The 17,921-nt window shown below is 59.7% G+C and carries 15 protein-coding genes; 6 read left to right on the plus strand and 9 right to left on the minus strand.

What is annotated here, in order from left to right; translation table 11 throughout:
* Positions 1-27: 27 nt before the first annotated feature.
* Positions 28-504: a DUF1465 family protein gene (locus tag AC0V6Q_RS15075; RefSeq protein ID WP_486169194.1), complete on the minus strand. Its 477-nt coding sequence runs from the start codon at positions 502-504 to the stop codon at positions 28-30.
* Between the two features lie 215 nt (positions 505-719).
* Entirely contained in the window at positions 720-917 is a 198-nt protein-coding gene (locus tag AC0V6Q_RS15080) for a YdcH family protein (RefSeq protein ID WP_486169195.1), read from the minus strand.
* Between the two features lie 308 nt (positions 918-1,225).
* On the opposite strand from AC0V6Q_RS15080, the gene AC0V6Q_RS15085 reads away from it, so the two are divergent.
* From AC0V6Q_RS15085 to tilS, 5 genes are all read left to right on the plus strand, one after another.
* Positions 1,226-1,393: a YdcH family protein gene (locus AC0V6Q_RS15085; RefSeq protein ID WP_486169196.1), complete on the plus strand. Its 168-nt coding sequence runs from the start codon at positions 1,226-1,228 to the stop codon at positions 1,391-1,393.
* Positions 1,394-1,540: 147 nt separating this feature from the next.
* Positions 1,541-3,823 (plus strand): phosphoenolpyruvate--protein phosphotransferase, encoded by a 2,283-nt coding sequence (gene ptsP, locus AC0V6Q_RS15090; RefSeq protein WP_486169197.1) that lies wholly within the window; start codon positions 1,541-1,543, stop codon positions 3,821-3,823.
* Between the two features lie 173 nt (positions 3,824-3,996).
* On the plus strand, positions 3,997-4,839 hold the full coding sequence (locus AC0V6Q_RS15095; RefSeq protein ID WP_486169198.1) for a helix-turn-helix domain-containing protein: 843 nt from the start codon (positions 3,997-3,999) through the stop codon (positions 4,837-4,839).
* A gap of 175 nt (positions 4,840-5,014) precedes the next feature.
* On the plus strand, positions 5,015-6,013 hold the full coding sequence (locus tag AC0V6Q_RS15100) for a tetratricopeptide repeat protein (RefSeq protein WP_486169199.1): 999 nt from the start codon (positions 5,015-5,017) through the stop codon (positions 6,011-6,013).
* 19 nt (positions 6,014-6,032) lie between these two features.
* Positions 6,033-7,079 carry a tRNA lysidine(34) synthetase TilS gene (tilS, locus tag AC0V6Q_RS15105; protein ID WP_486169200.1) on the plus strand — a complete coding sequence of 349 codons (1,047 nt, stop codon included), beginning with the start codon at positions 6,033-6,035 and terminating at the stop codon, positions 7,077-7,079.
* A 1-nt stretch (position 7,080) separates the two neighbouring features.
* On the opposite strand, the gene AC0V6Q_RS15110 is transcribed toward tilS, so the two are convergent.
* From AC0V6Q_RS15110 to zwf, 5 genes are all read right to left on the minus strand, one after another.
* Positions 7,081-8,010, minus strand: coding sequence for a L,D-transpeptidase family protein (locus AC0V6Q_RS15110; RefSeq protein WP_486169201.1), 930 nt, complete (start codon positions 8,008-8,010; stop codon positions 7,081-7,083).
* 165 nt (positions 8,011-8,175) lie between these two features.
* On the minus strand, positions 8,176-10,956 hold the full coding sequence (locus AC0V6Q_RS15115) for a phosphoenolpyruvate carboxylase (protein WP_486169202.1): 2,781 nt from the start codon (positions 10,954-10,956) through the stop codon (positions 8,176-8,178).
* A complete protein-coding gene (locus tag AC0V6Q_RS15120) occupies positions 10,953-11,975 on the minus strand; it encodes a glucokinase (protein ID WP_486169203.1) in 1,023 nt (340 codons plus the stop codon). Before AC0V6Q_RS15120 ends, AC0V6Q_RS15115 begins: the two co-directional genes overlap by 4 nt.
* On the minus strand, positions 11,972-13,777 hold the full coding sequence (gene edd, locus AC0V6Q_RS15125; RefSeq protein WP_486169204.1) for a phosphogluconate dehydratase: 1,806 nt from the start codon (positions 13,775-13,777) through the stop codon (positions 11,972-11,974). The genes AC0V6Q_RS15120 and edd overlap by 4 nt, the downstream gene beginning before the upstream one ends.
* Positions 13,770-15,251, minus strand: coding sequence for a glucose-6-phosphate dehydrogenase (gene zwf / locus AC0V6Q_RS15130; RefSeq protein ID WP_486169205.1), 1,482 nt, complete (start codon positions 15,249-15,251; stop codon positions 13,770-13,772). Before zwf ends, edd begins: the two co-directional genes overlap by 8 nt.
* Positions 15,252-15,402: 151 nt before the next feature.
* Between zwf and AC0V6Q_RS15135 the strand changes: the two genes are divergently transcribed.
* Complete coding sequence (locus AC0V6Q_RS15135; protein WP_486169206.1) at positions 15,403-16,494, plus strand: LacI family DNA-binding transcriptional regulator; 1,092 nt, start codon at positions 15,403-15,405, stop codon at positions 16,492-16,494.
* Between the two features lie 10 nt (positions 16,495-16,504).
* Here AC0V6Q_RS15135 and AC0V6Q_RS15140 read toward each other — a convergent pair whose 3' ends face one another.
* Together AC0V6Q_RS15140 and AC0V6Q_RS15145 are read right to left on the minus strand one after the other, a co-directional pair.
* Entirely contained in the window at positions 16,505-17,302 is a 798-nt protein-coding gene (locus tag AC0V6Q_RS15140) for a transglutaminase-like domain-containing protein (protein ID WP_486169207.1), read from the minus strand.
* Between the two features lie 36 nt (positions 17,303-17,338).
* A partial coding sequence (locus tag AC0V6Q_RS15145; RefSeq protein ID WP_486169208.1) for a radical SAM protein occupies positions 17,339-17,921 on the minus strand: 583 nt, incomplete at its 5' end.

Below are 17,921 nucleotides of genomic sequence, written 5' to 3' on the forward strand. Positions count from 1 at the left end.
GTTTGTAAGCGCGACCCCTATAGACGCTTACATCGAAAGGTCGCTCAATCGCCTTTCAAGCCTTGAGTGAATAGCGCGCGCTGGCGATGCCATTTCAAAGCCGGAACGCCATGCTTCATCCAGCCGGGCAATGCGTTGATGCAATCGTTCGCTTTCCGCGATCAGGTCACGGGTCGCAGGCTCAAGCGCATCGAGAGCCCTTTCATCCGTAGGCCGATCGTCGGGCAGGGTTCCGTGCAAGCGCACCTGCCGTTCGGTCAGTTCGCCAGAGAAGAAAGCGCGCTGGTTCAAAAGCCATGCAAGGATATGCATCATTCGCGTGGTTGTTTTCAGCCCTTCGGTCGACAAAGCGAGGCGAGCCATAGTGTCGCTATTGCGATCTGCGGGTATTTCGGGCTCGTAGGCCCCGCGCGCAAACACTGCGCGCACTTCATCGGCCAGCACCAGAGCCTCGGTGTAAAGCGCTTCCACAATCGGGCGCGATAGGTTTGTGGCATTTGTCATCGCTCATTCCGCTACTCGTCTGGGGGCAAGCAATCCAGTGGGGTAAGGTTACTATCCCTCTAAGATTTTCGCCTGTCTCGTTGAGGGACGATAAGCCTTGCATGCTTACCCATTCAGGTGGTTCCCCTATGTATTCCTACTGATCAGGGGTACTGCGTATAAATCGCGGATTGGTGCTGACGTTCGCTTAATCGAAACCCATTTGTTTCAAAGATTTACGCGATAATGTCAGGCAGCAATGTGTCCTCGATGATCGCAATCTGGTCTTTCAGGCGCAGTTTGCGCTTCTTCAACCGCGCGATTTGCAACTGGTCGCTTGCCCCTGCCTCGATCAAGGCCGCAATCGCTGCGTCCAGATCACGATGCTCGGTCTTCAACAGCCCAAGACGTTGCTGCAGCTCTTGCTCGTTCATGACTGTCTCAGACCCGTCCGGTTTTGCGTGCAGCTATGATGCGCACAAGCGATTGTACCATTGCCAATTCAATGACGCGTTCGAGGGCCGACTGCAAGGGCCTGTCATCCTGTGACATTGGCACTAGGGGATTTGCCCGGGTTGCGACAGGCGGCTCGTCTTGGATAAACCCTCATTGGCCGCTTCATATTGGCGTATCACTTTGCAAGTTTGGGCCAGATGTGATTTCATCTGATTTGCACCTCGGACGCGTTGTTCCGAGTCGCCAACCGGGGGCGAACCCCCGAACAACATAGGAGACCAAGCATATGGCAATGTCCGCAGCATCCTCACACGTGAATGCTCTCCAATCAAAACATGCAGGGTTAGAAGCCCGTCTTCGTGACGAGATGGCTCGCCCGGTCCCGGATGCCGCAGCGGTTCAGGCCATCAAACGACAGAAACTCAAGCTGAAGGAAGAGATCGAGCGCTATTAACCAGCGCGGCGACTTTCTTCTCCTGTAACAGCGGCAATTGCGCTGCTCGTTTGCATATGTCTTTTTGACTAAATCCGGCGCGCCTTCACTATTTGAGGGCGCTCACCTTCCCCTTTTTGCCGCAGAGCGCTAGGGTCCTCAGCCATAATGACAGCAGTAGACGCAGCTCGCCAGATTCTGACGCGCCTTCACGATGTGATGGCCTCGCGCCTGCACGCGCAAGGCAAACTTGATCAGGTGGTTGATATCATCGGGGAAAGCCTCTCTTCAGAGGTTTGCTCGATCTATCTCCTGCGCGAAGGGATGCTCGAACTCTTCGCGACGCGCGGTCTCAACAAAAGCGCCGTGCACGTCACACGTATGGCAATCGGGGAAGGTCTGACCGGCACCATTGCGGACAAGGTCGAGACGCTGAACCTTGCCGAGGCAAAGGCGCATCCAGATTTCCTCTATCGCCCTGAAACGGGTGAGGAGAAGTTCCACTCATTTGCAGGCGTGCCCATCGTTTACCGTGAACGGGCGGTGGGCGTCTTGTGTGTGCAGCATCTCGACCCGCGCAAATATGCCGATGTCGAGATCGAGGCGCTTCAGACCACAGCAATGGTCTTGTCCGAACTCATCACCAACGCCGATTTGGTCGATGAAGAAGAGGCGCTTGGCCTGAGCGCTGAGCAATCCGGGCCACAAATGATCAGCGGCCTGACCCTTGTAAAAGGGCTTGGCGCAGGGATCGCTGCATTTCACCAGCCCCGCGTTCAGATCACGCAGGTAGTCGCTGATGATATCGAGGCAGAGCGCCAGAGGGTTTACCGCGCTTTTGACAAAATGCGCGAGCAGATCGACGGCCTTTCTGCCCAGGCCGACTTTGGCGTGGGCGGGGAGCATGAAGAGGTGCTCCAGACCTACAAGATGTTCGCTTACGACGAAGGGTGGTCGCGCCGCATCAACGAAGCGATCAGCTCCGGCCTGACCGCAGAGGCCGCGATTGAACGGGTGCAGCAGCACACCCGTATGCGAATGCGCGAGATTGACGATCCGCTGCTCGCTGACCGGATGCACGACCTTGAGGATTTGGCGAACCGGCTTTTGCGGATTGTGTCAGGCCAACTCGGCACGGCTGCGCAGCAGGGGCTTCGCCAGGACACGATCCTGATCGCGCGCAATCTGGGCCCTGCGGAATTGCTCGAATATGACCGGCGGCGTTTGAAAGGTGTGATCCTCGAAGAAGGCTCTCTCACCGCTCATGTCGTGATTGTCGCGCGCGCGATGGGTGTGCCGGTCCTGGGCCGCGCCAACAATGGCAATGGGGGCCTTCGCGGGACCGTGCGTGATGGCGATGAAATCCTGCTTGATGCAACGGCGGCCACCGCGACCGTCAGGCCAACCGCGCCTGTGGCCGATGCCTTTTTACAGCGTTTCGCCAAAACCAAAGAGCGTCAGGCCGTCTATGCATCTTTGCGTGATGTCGAGCCTTTCACCAAATGCGGCACGCGCATTCAGGTGATGATGAACGCAGGGCTTCGCGACGATATCAGCGCGCTTGCCATGACAGGCGCAGACGGCGTCGGACTGTTCCGCACCGAATTCCAGTTCCTTGTCTCTGCAACTTTGCCCGCGCGCGAGCGCCAGCAAAAGCTCTACCGCGATGTGCTTGATGCTGCCGGTGAAAAGCCGGTGATCTTTCGCACGGTCGATATCGGTGGTGACAAATCGGTGCCCTACCTTGCATCGGACATGGCGCGTCAGGATGAAAACCCGGCGATGGGCTGGCGCGCCTTGCGCCTCGCATTGGAACGCGATGGCTTGATGAAGGCACAAGCCCGCTCACTGCTTGAGGCAGCCGCTGGCCGGTCGCTTTATGTGATGTTCCCGATGGTGTCCGAAGTATGGGAATTTGATGCAGCGAAAAAGGTGTTCGACGAACAGCTCGCTTTCCTGCGGTCCAAAAAGAAGATGGTGCCCGAGGCGATCCATTTTGGCGCCATGCTCGAAGTGCCCGCATTGGCAGAAGTGCTTGACCTGCTGTTACCGCGCCTGTCTTTTCTTTCCATCGGGACCAATGACCTGACGCAGTTCCTGTTCGCAGCCGACCGGGGCAATCCTGCCTTGGCGGAACGCTACGACTGGCTTTCCATTCCCATCCTCCGTTTCCTCAACAGGGTATCGCAGCAGACCGTGGGCAGCGGTGTCGATATTGGCGTATGCGGTGAAATGGGCGGTCGCCGGCTAGAGGCGCTGGCATTGCTCGGGATCGGTTATCGCCGCTTGTCGATCACTCCGGCAGCTGTCGGCCCGATCAAAGAGCTTGTGCGCAAAGTCGATCTGGCAGAGCTTACCGATGCAATGTCGCAGTGGCTTTTGAAGCCTCAAACAAACCTGCGCGAGGAACTCGGCGCCTGGGCGAAGGCGCGCGAAATCGAGTTCGACTAGCCACCAATCGCACGCAGACTTCATTTCAAGGCTCAGGTGAGCGATTTTTGCGGTCGCTCTGCCTTGGTGTCTCGCGTTTTTTACATCGCATCCCTTGACTTGGGCTCCAACGCCAAGCTTCTATGCAGCATAACAAAATAATATGACTTTGGGCGCGAATGTGAAGCGAGTTGATGGATAGCGAACACAACGACATCGAAGAAACCGACACTGATCTGCTGGAAACCGCAAGCGCGGGAGCAGGCGACCGCTTGCGCACTGCGCGCGAGGCGCGGCGCATGGATATGGCCCATATTTCTGCTGAAACCCGCATCCCTGTCAGACATCTTGAAGCGATCGAGGCTGGCGCTTACGACACGCTTCCTTCCCGAACATATGCGATCGGATTTGCCCGCACCTATGCGCGCAGCGTCGGGCTTGATGAAAGATCCATTGCTGACGCTGTGCGCGAAGAGCTTGCCGAAGGGGGAATACACCCGTCGGTCATGGCGAGCGGGATGGAGCCGGGCGATGCGAACAAGCTCCCATCACGCGGGCTTGCATGGTTCGGGGCTATCGCAGCGCTTTTGCTGGCCGTGGGCGTGGTGGCCTTTGCCAGCACTTACTTTGGCGCAGGCGCTGAATTGCCCTCCCTGATAGCTGACAATGATACAACCGATGAAGCGGCCGCTGCCCAGGAAGAAACGCTTGCCTCGGCCAATACTGCCACCACGCCTGCTGTACCCTCTGCTGAGGGCCAAGTGGTCCTGACGATGGCAGGGGACGAGGCATGGGTGCGCTTTTACGAAGACGGCGGTGAGCGCCTGTTCGAGGGCGTGATGCAGGATGGCGATACATTCGAAGTGCCGCTTGATGCAGAAGATCCGCGCATGAACACAGGGCGGCCAAACCTGTTTAACATCACCATAGGCGGGCAGGCCGTGCCGCCGATCGCGAACGAAATGGTCCCGGTCAGCGATGCGCCGGTATCTGCAGCTGCGTTGCTATCACGCGGGTCCGAAGGGTCTCCCGATTAATCGGACAGATCGTCGGTTGGCGGGTACATTCCCCCGTTTAGTTATGCCGCGGGCTCGACTTGAAAGCCGGGCTTGGGCAAGATTCGGACGCTATTCATGTGGCCTGTGCGAGACGCTCAAATGCATATTCTGCCACGAAAACACTATGATGGACCATAAGGGAGCCTGACCCGTCATGCATCTGACCCGTGCAATCACCCTTTTGAGAAAGACAGCGCCCGTGCTTGGCGCAATTACCGCTGCGGCTGTTGTCGCGGCGACGCCTATTCCTGCTGTGGCGCAAGACGATACAGAAGCGCGCCTGCGCCGTGCCGAGGCCGAAATCCGCGCGCTTCAACGCACCGTGTTTCCCGGCGGAGATGGCCGGTTTTTTGAACCCTCGATCCCGTCAAATGGCAGCCAGCAGCCCACGCGCAGCACTCCGCAAACAACCGCGCGGCCTTCGACCACGGCAGTGACCGATATCCTGGCGCGGCTTGATGCGATGGAACTGCAACTCCAGCGGCTGACCGCGAAAACCGAAGAGAACACCAACGCCTTGAGCGCGCTTGATATGCGTCTGACCGCGCTTGAATTACCCGGTGCCTCGCGCTCTGTTCCTTCGAATCCGGAAACGACTGCCACGGACAGCAACCTTGGCGCGATGACGGGCACGGGTTCGGGCTCTTTCGAACAAGAGCAGCCTACCAGCGGCACCGCTAGCACATCTACGACCACTACAACCGGCCCAAGCGCCGAACGTGTCGCGGGTGTTCAGGCGATCACAAAGCCGCAAACCGATGATGCGGGCGATGACGAATATTCCTACGGCTTCCGCCTCTGGAATGCGGGATATTTCCCCGAAGCGCGCCAGCAATTGGCGTCGTTCGTCGAGGCCTATCCCAACCATTCGCGCATCACCTACGGCCGTAACTTGCTTGGCCGGGCCTTCCTTGATGATGGCATGCCGGAAGAGGCAGCGCGCTGGTTCTTGCGCAACTATCAGGCCGACCGCACCGCACGGCGCGCACCGGACAGCCTGCTGTTTCTGGCTGAATCGATGATCGCGATGGATGATACCCGCCGGGCCTGCATTGCGCTGGCCGAATTTGGCGAAACCTATCCTGCGGTTGCGACGGGGCGTCTGGCGAGCCAATACCAAAGCAGTTTACAAAAAGTCACCTGCGAGAGTTGAGCCCGTTTGAAGGGCCGATGTGACACCAAAGGGGGCACTGATTGATAGGCCGCTCAACCTAGCTGCGATCGAACCGGAGCGTATTGTACGCTTTGCCGGGACGCTTGAACGCCTGTGGCCTGACGAGGACCGCGAAGGCCCCTTGGGGCTCGCCGTGTCAGGTGGTCCCGACAGCCTTGCCCTTCTGCTTTTGGCGGCCACCACACTGCCGGGAGAGATCGCGGTGATGAGCGTGGACCATGGTCTGCGCGCCGAGGCCAAGGCCGAGGTCGCACTGGTCGAAAGCGTGTGTGCCGCGCTTGGCGTTCCTTTCACGCGGGCCAAGGTAAAGCTGGGTTCCGGCAATTTGCAGGCCAAGGCGCGAGAGGCGCGGTACACGGCACTGGGGCAATGGGCCCATCAAGAGGGGCTGGGCGCGGTTGCGACGGCGCATCATACCGATGATGCGGCAGAGACGCTGCTGATGCGGCTGGTGCGCGGGAGCGGTATTGCGGGGCTTGCCGGTGTTCGCGAGTGGACCCACGTGCCCGGCTACGAAAACCTGCCATTAATCCGGCCTCTGCTTGGCTTTCGGAAAAGCGAGCTGGAGGAAGTGGTCGAGGCCTGCGGCATTACTCCGGTGCGCGACCCATCCAATGTAGATCGCGCCTTTGACCGTGTGCGCGTGCGACAACATCTGGCGCAGCATGATTGGCTGGACGCGCCGAACCTCGCGGCAAGCGCGCAGCATCTGGCCGAAGGGTGGCGGGCGCTGGAATGGTATGCGCAAGCAGATTGGGAAGAGATGGTGACGCTCGAGGAGACGGCAGACGGCCTGCCGCAGTACCGCTATTTCTGCAACGTGCCGCGCGCGATCCAGATCGAGACCGTTTGCCGCATTGTCGCAAAGCTGGGCGGCCGCGTCAGCCGGGGCGAGGCGGGGAGAGCCGCCGACCGACTATGGCGCGGGGAGAATGCGTCGCTTGGCGGTGTGCTTGGCCGCTGCGATATCGAAAAGGTCGACAAAGTGGGCGTCGATATGCGGGTCTGGCGTTTTGTGCCGGAACCGCCCCGGAGGACGCACTAAATCATCCGCTGATAAGCTTGTCGCCCACGCCGACCATTTTGCCGCGTGTTACGATCACCTTGTCCCCGCGCTTGGCAATGGCGAAGAGTTTCTCGGCAAACGGATCGGGCACACCGACACAGCCGTGCGAGGCGTAACCGTTCATTACCGGCGAACCGTGGATGGCAATCCCGTCCCATGTCATGCGCAGCGTCCATGGCATTGGCGCGTTGTCATATTTTTCGGACACATTGTCCTTTTCCTTGGTCAGGATCGGGAAAACACCAACAGGTGTCGGGTGGCTCTTGGTGCCAAGCAGGGCAACCGCCGTGCCGATTTCGTGGCCATTGCGAAAGACGCTGATGACGCGGGCATCAAGGTCGACGGTGATGACCAGCTTGCCCGTTTTGGGAGCGCGGCTTTCGTCCCAGAACCAATCGCCATAACGAATAGTGCCCTCAATCGGCAGGATCGAGTTGATTACGAAGGGGTCTTCTGGCGCATTCTTCGGGGCCTGTGCAATCGCTGGAGCTGCGACCGCCGGTGCTTGCTCCATTGCGCGAGCGGTGATGTCAGCTGGCGCGGAAGGAAGCTCTGGCAGAGCGCCGTCTTGCGCCTCGATCATGCGAAGAGCAGGACCGCGCGGTGTATCGATTGTATCGTCCGGAACGTTGCCCAATGCAGACTGTGTAAGCGCATCTGGTGCAGACGGAAGTTCGGGAAGGGTGACTTCATTGGCGTCATATGGCTGGGGCAGAGAGGGATCAATCACCAGTGAGTCGCCACCGGTGGTCGGGTCAATCGCGCGGATTTCATCCTCTGCTTCCATCGCAATACGCAGAGCCTCGTCGCCCGCCTCTTCAACGGAAGATTGTCCAGCAACAAGGGTCGCGCCGCTCGTCAGTGCTGCCAAACCTACAACGGTTGCAAAACGAAGTTTGCCGAAAGCCATAATCAGTAATCCCTTTATCACGCAGCGCATTATGCCGTTTTTTCGGCTTTTTCGCTAGTGCCTAAGTCGCGGCCGTCCCTTGCGGGGACGCAAATAGGGCGCAAACGTTAACGGGCTCAAGGCTTCGGCGTTTAGTTTACTGCCCTCGATCAGCAGGGAAAGGTCCTAGCCATGGGCGCCGAACTCGTTGGCGATCGCCACACTCAGCCTCAGCATCAAGCCGTAAGCGCGCTCGATCGGGTCGATGTAATCGCGTGAAATCGCTGCATACCCTTCGGTTTCTGCATCGGGATAATCGGCAGGCGCATCCATCGCGAAATCGGACGGCGAGGGGAAGGCGACCGGAAAGGCACGCCGCATCTGAGCCAGTGCATCGTCGATCCGAAGCGAGAACACCATCTCCAGCACATCTTCGCGGCTGATATCATTCGCGCGGCTGAAGACCGGAACCGATACGGCGCGCAGAAAAATATGCTGCATCAAGGCAAGGCGCAGAGCCTGCGCTGCGCCAATCATGCGCCGTGTGTCCTGATCAAATTCAAGGCGCTCTTCGCGAGGAAGCTGGTCCAGCAGCCTGTGGAATTTGAGCGCATCGACACGAACCCGCGATGCGAGGCGCCGGTAAACACCGGTGCGGTCATCTTTGGTTAGATATTCGGCCAGAACTTCGCAGGCAGAGGACAAATGCGGCTCTGTCCCGCGATAGGGGCGGCTTGCCCAATAGGCCGAATTGAACAATTCGCCATAGGCCGCAACCGTCTTGATGCTGGCAAGCGCATTGGAGGATTGCGCCAAACGCATCAATTGCCGCCCGCGATCACTTTGCATGAGAAGAGCGGAGATTTCCTCGTAATTGCCATCCGCCGCGCTTCCGATGCCGGCGATGACATTCACCGGATAGCCAAGCTGTTGGAGGATCGAATTGTGCGGGATGGCGCGGATTTGCCGCAAGTTCATATCGCGGTCGGCGGAAAGGTCGCTTTGCCGTCGCGACACGCGGCTTCCGGTGGAATTTAACAGGCCAAGCCCGAAGGCGGTAACCGCGCGGCTGTATGTCTGGCTGCGCAAATGACGGCGCTGATGCGCGCGGATCGCGCGGTAGAAATCGAGGCTCAAATCCGTGCGCTGGTAGAGCGGGTCGTCGCACACTTCGCTTGGCGGCGGGCCGTCGCAAATAATCCGGGTAAGGGTCGCGCGCGCCAGTTCGGGATTGGCGAAGAAGAGGTAACCGTCGCCGCCCTGGAAAGACACTTCGGGTTCAAGCTCGATCCCGTTGCGGTTGAAACGGCTTCGCGCCCAGGGGCTTAGCGGCCAGGTAAGGCGGTCTTCGAACGTCGAGGGATGCGCGCCGCGGCCCATGCTTTCGCCGTGGGTATTGAAGATGAGCGCTGCCACATCGGTGAGCCCGTTCTTGCCCATCGCCTGCGCCAGGCGGCCCTGAAGACGTTCAATCGCAAGGCTTGCCGGGATCTGCCCGACAAAACGCCCCGCATCGGAAAAGCCGGTCTGGATGCAAACGCGGCCCCTTGTGCGGGCATATTCCTGATAGCTTTCTTCAGCGCACAGCGCCTCGAGGAAGCGGCCACCGTGTTCGAGCGCTTCTTCGGTTTCAAACAGGGGCGAGACGTCGACCTTGTCTTCAATCCCGAACAGTTTGGCGAGGTAAAGGGCGGCAAGCACCGTCGAGGGCTGTTCGCATTCTGCCACCAACATGCGGATCGGCGTATCGGCGTCGATGTGTTCAAGGATCTGCGCCATCGCGAGGAATTGCCGTGTCGCGGTCGAGCTTTCGATAGCGAGCGAGGCGAAATTGGTGCGTTTGGGAGTGACCTTGGTCAACATGCCGCGAAGGGTCGCCACTGCGCCCTTGCTCGACAGGTCCAGTTGCGGGCTTTCGTGGAGGTGGACACGGATGGCGTTGTGCAATTGCTTGGCGTTCACGCGAAAGTGGATATGCGCCATACCCAGACCATCGGCGCGCATGGCGCAGGCCAGAGTGAGCAGATCGGCGGCTTTCGCGTCCTGGCTTTCGCCTTGTGCCTCTTCCTCGAGCTGCGCGATGATTGCTTCAAGACTTGTCAGTTTTGCTGGATCATCGGCGGTGAGGCGATTGGCCGCGTCGGACAAAGCCTGCGGTGCAGACAAATCTCCCGCGAAATCCTTGGCACTGGCGCTCGCATGGGCACCGCCTGCTTTCAGCGTCGCGATCAGAGCGTGATCGTCATCAATCGCGGCCAGCTCGTCGGCATACCTGGCAAGCCGTTCAGCCTTCTCAAGCAGGCGGAAACGGATCGAGGTGTACCACGCGATATCGGTGCGCCCGTCCATGTCATAGCCAACCCATGTGGCGAAACGGAACGGCAGCGGGCGCAGGATCTTCCACTCTTTGGGCCAGCATCCGTATGCGTGCTCGAACGCCTCGCGCACAATGGCACTTCGCGCGGTTTGCGCATGGGCGATGGCGGCCATCGCCTCTGCGTGCTCGTAATCAAGCGTGATTTGCGGACGGCTTGCACCGCTGAGATCTGCGCTGCGTGCAATATGGGACCCGTTGGTCGCAGCATCGGCAACGGCGCGGGTTTGTGCAGGCGTCATCAGGAAGGTCGGGTGAGCTGTGAAGACAGCGTGCAGTTGCGGGGTTTCCCAGCGCTTTTGAAACGCTGCGAAGTCTTCGTTCTTGTCACTGGTTGCGGTGACTGCGCTCTGCGATCCGGAGAGAGCCACCAATGCGCGCATCCGGTCTTTGCGGGCATTAAGGCTGGCGCATTCAAGCTCTTCGACCAGCGCCTCAAGCGCGTCCAGATCAGAAGTGCCCCCTTCAAGCGCGCGTGACAGGTCCAGCCCGAGCTGAAAGACAGGGTTGAACAGCGGCGTTTCGCGCGTTCGGACGTGCAACTCCTTCAGGCGCTCGGAAAGATCGTCGATGCTGGTGAGCGGGAGTGTCATGCGTTCGGAGTGTCCACAGGTGATTGATCGGAAAGATGAGTTTGCGCAAAGGCCGCAGCCGCGCCCAGAAGGCCGGGCTGGGGATGGGTGATGAGCTTGACCGGTAGCGAGCCCATAAGCGAGGAAAATCGGCCTTTTGCGCAGAAGCGGTCAGCAAAACCGGAGGCCAGAAGCGTGTCGCGGATGCGGTAGCCAAGGCCGCCTGCAATAACGACGCCAGATGCCCCTTGGACTAGAGCGATGTCACCCGCGACTGAACCAAGCGCGAGGCAGAAGCGGTCGACGGCAGCCGACGCCAGCAAATCCTCGCCGCTTACGCCTGCTGTCCAAATCTCGACGTCGGTTTTCTCGTGAACCGCGCGGCCCTCCATCGCGGCAAGAGCCTGATAAATTTCGACAATCGCAGGGCCAGAGACGACGCGCTCGTTTGAAACGCGGGTGTGACGCTGGCGCAGGCGCGCAAGGATGGCGTCCTCGATACTGTCCAACGGGGCGAAATCGCCATGTCCACCTTCGGTTGCCTGCACGTGGTAGTGGGTGGGGGAAACACGGTTGAAATGCGCAACGCCAAGCCCTGTGCCAGGGCCAAGTACGCTGATTGTGCCGGTTTGGGGCAAGGGTTCTTCGGGGCCTGCAAGATGCAGGAATTGGTCGGCAGGAGCGCGAGCGGCGGCATGGGCTACCGCTGCAAAATCATTGATGACAACGTGCGCGGCCACGCCAAGCTTTTCAGGGATGAGAGGCGGGCGAATGATCCAGGGGTTGTTGGTAAACCGGATGAGGTCGGGCTTGATCTTGGCCGCCACGGCCATAGCGAGCTTGTCCGGAAGCGTGCCGCCACCTCTTTCGTGCTGTGTGCGAAAGTCCTCCCATGCTGTCTGGAAGCTGGCGTGGTCCGATGTGTGGAGCGTTGTGGGTTCACCAAGGGTGATGGTGCCATCGTCCGCCACGCTGGCAATCGCAAAGCGCGCGTGAGTGCCGCCGACATCGACGGCGACGATTTGTGTGCCTTCGCTCATAGGCCAGCGGCCACCAACATAGCCGATGCGCCTTTTTCCGCTTCGTCGGCTTGGGCTTGCATCATGCGGAAGAGTTCGCGGCCAACGCCCCATTCCTGCGGCGGGTTGGGGGCAGGGGTGCGCGCGCTGAGGTCGGCATCGGTGCTAAGAGTGCCGGTCTGCGCGCAAACGGTCACCACATCGCCGTCTTGCAAAAGGCTCAACGGCCCGCCGTCCATTGCTTCGGGTGAGCAGTGGATTGCCGCTGGAACCTTGCCAGAGGCACCCGACATGCGGCCATCTGTGACCAGCGCAACCCGGAAGCCCTTGTCCTGCAACACGCCAAGGGAAGGGGTGAGGCCGTGAAGCTCCGGCATCCCGTTGGAGCGCGGACCCTGAAAACGCACAACGACGACCACGTCGCGGTCAAGTTCGCCAGCTTGGAAGGCTTCTTTCACCGCTTCTTGTGTCTGGAACACGCGGGCAGGGGCGGTGATGGTGTAGCGTTCTTTTGCCACTGAAGAGGACTTAAAGCACGCGCGCCCCAGATTGCCGGTCAAGAGCTTCATGCCGCCATCTTCCTGAAAAGGGGCAGAGGCAGGGCGCAGCATGGTGTCATCCTGGCTTTCCTCAACCCGCATCCATTGGAGCGCCTCGTTTTCCCACACCGGCTCTGCGCGGTAGGCGTCAAAGCCATCTTCCCACACTGTCAGGATGTCGCCGTGGGCGAGGCCAGCGTCGAGCAATTCGCTGATGACATAGCCCATGCCGCCTGCTGCATGGAACTGGTTCACATCGCCCGAGCCATTAGGATAGACGCGGGCGAGAAGCGGTACGGCGCTCGAAAGCTCAGCCATGTCGCTCCAGTCGATGATGATGCCAGCGGCGCGCGCCATCGCTGGAATATGGATCGCGTGATTGGTTGATCCGCCGGTGGCAAGCAGGCCGATCACCGCGTTCACAATCGCCTTTTCGTCGACCACTTGTGCCAGAGTGCGTTCCGTAGTGCCGGAGAGTTCGGCGAGGCGGTGGACAGCAGCGCGGTCCAAGGCTTGGCGCAGCTTTGATCCGGGCAGAACAAAGGCGCTGCCCGGAATGTGCAGGCCCATCATCTCCATCATCATCTGGTTGGAGTTGGCGGTGCCAAAAAAGGTGCAGGTTCCCGGTGAATGGTAGGAGGCAAGCTCGCTTTCGAGCAGGGCGTCGCGGCCTACTTCGCCGCTTGCGTATTTTTGGCGAGTTTCCTGCTTTTGCTTGTTTGAAATGCCGCTTGGCATGGGGCCGGAAGGCACAAAAACGGCAGGCAGGTGGCCAAAGCGGAGCGCGCCCATCAAGAGCCCCGGCACGATCTTGTCGCAAATGCCAAGGCAGGCAACGCCGTCATACATCTGGTGCGAAAGCGCAACGCCGGTCGCCATGGCGATATTGTCGCGGGAGAAAAGCGATAGCTCCATCCCGTCTTCGCCCTGTGTCACCCCGTCGCACATCGCGGGGGTGCCACCTGCAACCTGCGCCGTTGCGCCCACTTCGCGGGCGTAAATCTTCATCCGGTCTGGGTACCGGCCATAGGGTTGGTGAGCAGAAAGCATGTCATTGTAAGCGGTAACGATGCCAATGTTCGGACCGCGATTTTCTTTCAGCGCATCCTGATCCTCAAGTGCGCCCGCAAAGGCATGGGCGAGAACCGAGCACGACACAGCTGAGCGTTCAGGCCGCCTGTCCGCCTCGCGCTGCATCAGGTCAAGATAGGCACCGCGCGGGCCTCGCGAGCGTTCAATAATGCGCTGCGTCACGCGCTCGATGACAGGGTTCAATTTACTCATGCCAGCTCACTCCGTCGCGTTCTGTAAGGGCAATTGCGCTGCTCGGCCCCCATGATCCGGCCATGTAGGTTTGCGGTTTCACACCGTGCAATTTCCATTCGGTGCGGATGCCGTCGATCCAGTTCCACTGCGCTTCCACCTCGTCGCGGCGCACGAACAGGGTCTGGTCGCCCTTGATCAGGTCGAGCAGCAGCCGCTCATAAGCGATCCGCCGCTGTGCCTCGGCAAAGGCATCGGGCATGGCAATCGCCAATGGCACTTCGCGAAGGCGCACGCCGTCTTCGTCAAGGCCCGGAACTTTCGCCATGAGCGAGAGCGTGATGTTCTCTTCGGGCTGTATTTCGATAAGCAGATGATTGGGCTGGAGCCCGGCGCCGTTCTGAAGTTTCTGGCCTTCAAAGATCGAATGTGGCACACTGCGAAACTGGACCAGAATTTCTGTTACGCGGTGGGGCATGCGCTTGCCGGTGCGCAGATAAAAGGGCACGCCCTTCCAGCGCCAATTGTCGACATGTGCCTTTATCGCGGCGAAGGTTTCTGTCTCGCTTTCGCCAAGGCCATGCTCGGCCAATTCCTCGTCATAGCCGGGAACTGCCTGACCGTTGCTGGCACCTGCACGGTATTGTCCGGTCACTGTCTCGCTTGCTGTAACCTGACGAAGCGCGCGCAGCACTTTCACCTTTTCATCGCGTACGGCCGTCGCATCGAAGGATGTCGGCGGCTCCATCGCCACCAGCGCGAGCAATTGCAGCATATGGTTCTGAACCATGTCGCGCAGCGCGCCCGCATCGTCATAAAAGCCAACGCGCCCCTCAAGCCCCACGGTCTCAGCGACAGTGATCTGCACATGCTCGATCACGTTGGAGTTCCAGATCGGCTCGAACAGGATATTGGCAAAGCGCAGGGCCAACAGGTTTTGTACGGTTTCTTTGCCAAGGTAATGGTCGATGCGGAAAATGCGTTCTTCGGGGAAAGCAGCCGCAACCGCGTCATTGATCTCGGCAGATGAAGCAAGGTCGGTGCCCAGCGGTTTTTCAAGGCACATGCGCACCTTTTCGCCCGTCAGCCCGGCTTTCTCCAATCCGGCGATAGTGGGCCCGAACAAGCTTGGCGCGGTGGAGAGGAAAATAGCGAGACCGCCCTCGGACCCGCCAGCGTCGTCAATTTTGGCGGCAAGCGCATCGAAGCCGTCCAGAGTGCTCGCATCCAGCGTTTGATAGCTTAAACGGTTGAGAAACCCTGCCATTCCACCGCGGCGATCCGCGGGCAGAAACTCTTCCAAAGCCGCGCGTGCCATGTCGCGAAAGCCCGCATCATCCAGATCGCTTCGCGCCGTACCGATTATCTTCAGCTTTTCAGGAAGCAGTCCATCGGCATCAAGCGCGCATAAAGACGGCAAAAGCTTGCGCCGTGACAGGTCGCCGGTCGCACCAAACAAGAGCAGTCGATCAGCAGCAAATTGCGGCGGTGCCATGGTCTATTCTCCTTCGGCGTGCACAAACATCGCGCATGCCTCGTACTCTCTAGCAGGCCAAGCTAGATGTGGACCATACATTGCATAGCTATTCAAATGCGCATCATGCTCATTTACGACGCTATTCGAGCAGCGAAAAGGATGTGTGGCCATGAACGGGTCGGGAAACGGCTCTGGGGAAGGGCTTGGGAACGGCTCTGGGGACGAGCCTCGCAGAAATGCGAGGATCACCAGCTTTGACGTGGCAGAGCGCGCAGGCGTGAGCCAGTCGACGGTGAGCCGCGCGCTTTCCGGTTCTGCTGTAATCAGCGAAGCGACCCGGCAAAAGGTCATGAGCGCAGCCCAGGAAATGGGCTATTTCGTCGATGAACGGGCCGCTCGCTTGAGGCGGGGGCACACGGGCACTTTGGCTGTCGTCGTCATCTGCAAACCGGGCGCACGGGCGCGCGATGTGAACCCTTTTTCCTATGCGCTTCTGGGCGGAATCTGCGCAGCGGCCGCAGAGCAAGGCCTCGAGGTTCTCGTCTCGCTTCAAGCGGATGAGGACAAGCTGTTTGGCCACTATGTTGAGCGCGGTCAGGCAGAGGGGCTGATTGTGATCGGGACCACCGCCAACCGCCCGGCCTGGGACTATTTCAGCGATGTCGGGAAAGCGGCGGCACAAACCGGTGCGCCTGTTGCCTTTTGGGGGTCGCCTTTGGGGGACCTTGACCGGGTGTTGTCAGACAATGAAACGGGCGCAAAAGCCGCAGCCGATCATCTGATCGATCAAGGCGCGAAGACCCTTGTTTGCATCGGTTCTTTAGGAAGCCCGCAGCGCCAATTTGCCGAACGGGCGCGCGTTTTCCTGAACCGGGCCAAGGAACGCGGGATTCCCGCCAGCCTGATCGAAATTGAACCCGCGGACGCGCGGCGCGATCAAGGGCGACTGGCGGCAAAGAAATTGCTCGAAGAGCATAGCGATTGCGACGGCGTGTTTGCCGTTTGCGATGCGCTTGCATTTGGTGTGATCGAAGAGTTGCAAACGGCGGGTAGGGCGATCCCCGATGACTTTCGCCTCGTGGGCTTTGACGGCATTCCGGCAAGCGAGATGACCTCGCCCCCGCTTACCACGATTGAGCCTGATCTCGACCTTGCAGGCCGTATGCTGGTCGAAGCGGTCGCAGGTGCAATAGGCGAGGGGGAAACGCACCCCAAAGTGCAGCGCGTACCGGTAAAGCTTGTCAAACGGGCGAGCAGCTAGGGTCCTGAGCCTAGACCGTTTTTGCGTCCACAGCCGATGAAACAAAGCGCATGGGCCCGAAGCTTGTAAGAAAACTGACGTCGGCGGCATCGCGGCCGATACCGATCTTCACCGTTTCTTGCGGATCGGCCATGCCAGTTGCATCAATCAGCTGCCAAGCGCCGCTGCCGGGATTCTCGGGGTCGGCGAGGAAGACTTCGGCGACCGCGTGAAAATCCTGCGGGCAAACACCCGGAGAATAGCACGCGACATATCGCGCAGGGATAGTGGACGCGCGCGCCAGTGCGATCACCATATGGGCATAGTCGCGGCAAATGCCCTGACGGGTGATAAAGCTTTCGGCGGCGTCTGTTGAGCTGTTGCTGGCACCGGGTGAATAGGTGAAGGATTGCCGCACCCAGTCGCAAATGGCGGCAATCCGCTCTCCGCCCGTGCTTGCGCCGAATTGGGTCCCGGCAAAATGCTGAAACTGGTCAGCGCGGCAATAGCGCGAGTCGAGCAGATATTGCACAGCCTCTCCCGGGAGCCTTTGTGTCGGAAGCGCGGCGAGCGACGCGATGTCAGGCACAAAGCGGTCAATCGCAACCTCGGCCTCATATTCGACTCTGAAAAACCCTTGCGCCCGCAGCAAGATGCGGGTCCCGATATTGTCTTGCGCAGGGACGCAGGCCATCGTTTCCGTCTCGCTCATCGCCAAATGGGACGAGATGATGCGCTGATCAGGCAGCGCTGCGGCCTCGAATTGCAGAAGCACGTCGGTTGCCTTGTCCAGTTCAAAGGCGAAGCGGGAGGAGATTTTGATCGGCATTGCGCGCGCTATGATGCTTTGGGGCCGGACCGACGCTCAGGCGATGACGCCGAACAGATCGTGCGCGTCTGCGTCTTCCACCGCGACGTCCACAATATCGCCAGCGGCAAGTGTTTCGGGCACATTGCGCAAGTAAACAGCACCGTCGATTTCGGGCGCATCGGCCTCGCTGCGACCGGTTGCGCCAATGTCGCCGTCTTCGTCTGGTTCGCCCACTTCGTCGATGATGACAGGGAGCGTGCGCCCCACTTTGGCGGTGAGTTTGGCGGCGGAAATGCGTGTCGTTGCTTCCATCAAACGGGCGTAGCGTTCTTCCTTAATCTCCTCGGGAACAGGGTTCGGAAGATCATTGGCGCGCGCGCCTTCGACGGGTTCAAAACGAAAACCGCCCACGCGGTCCAATTGTGCCTCTTCCAGCCATTCGAGAAGGTATTGGAAATCCGCCTCGGTCTCTCCCGGAAAGCCGACCACGAATGAGGAACGGATGGCGATGTCGGGGCAGATATCGCGCCACTTCTTGATGCGGTCCAAGACCTTCGCCTCATTCGCCGGACGGCGCATGCTCTTGAGTATCGATGGCGCGGCGTGCTGGAACGGAATGTCGAGATAGGGAGTGAGA

The sequence above is a fragment of the Erythrobacter sp. S227 genome, assembly GCF_057364925.1.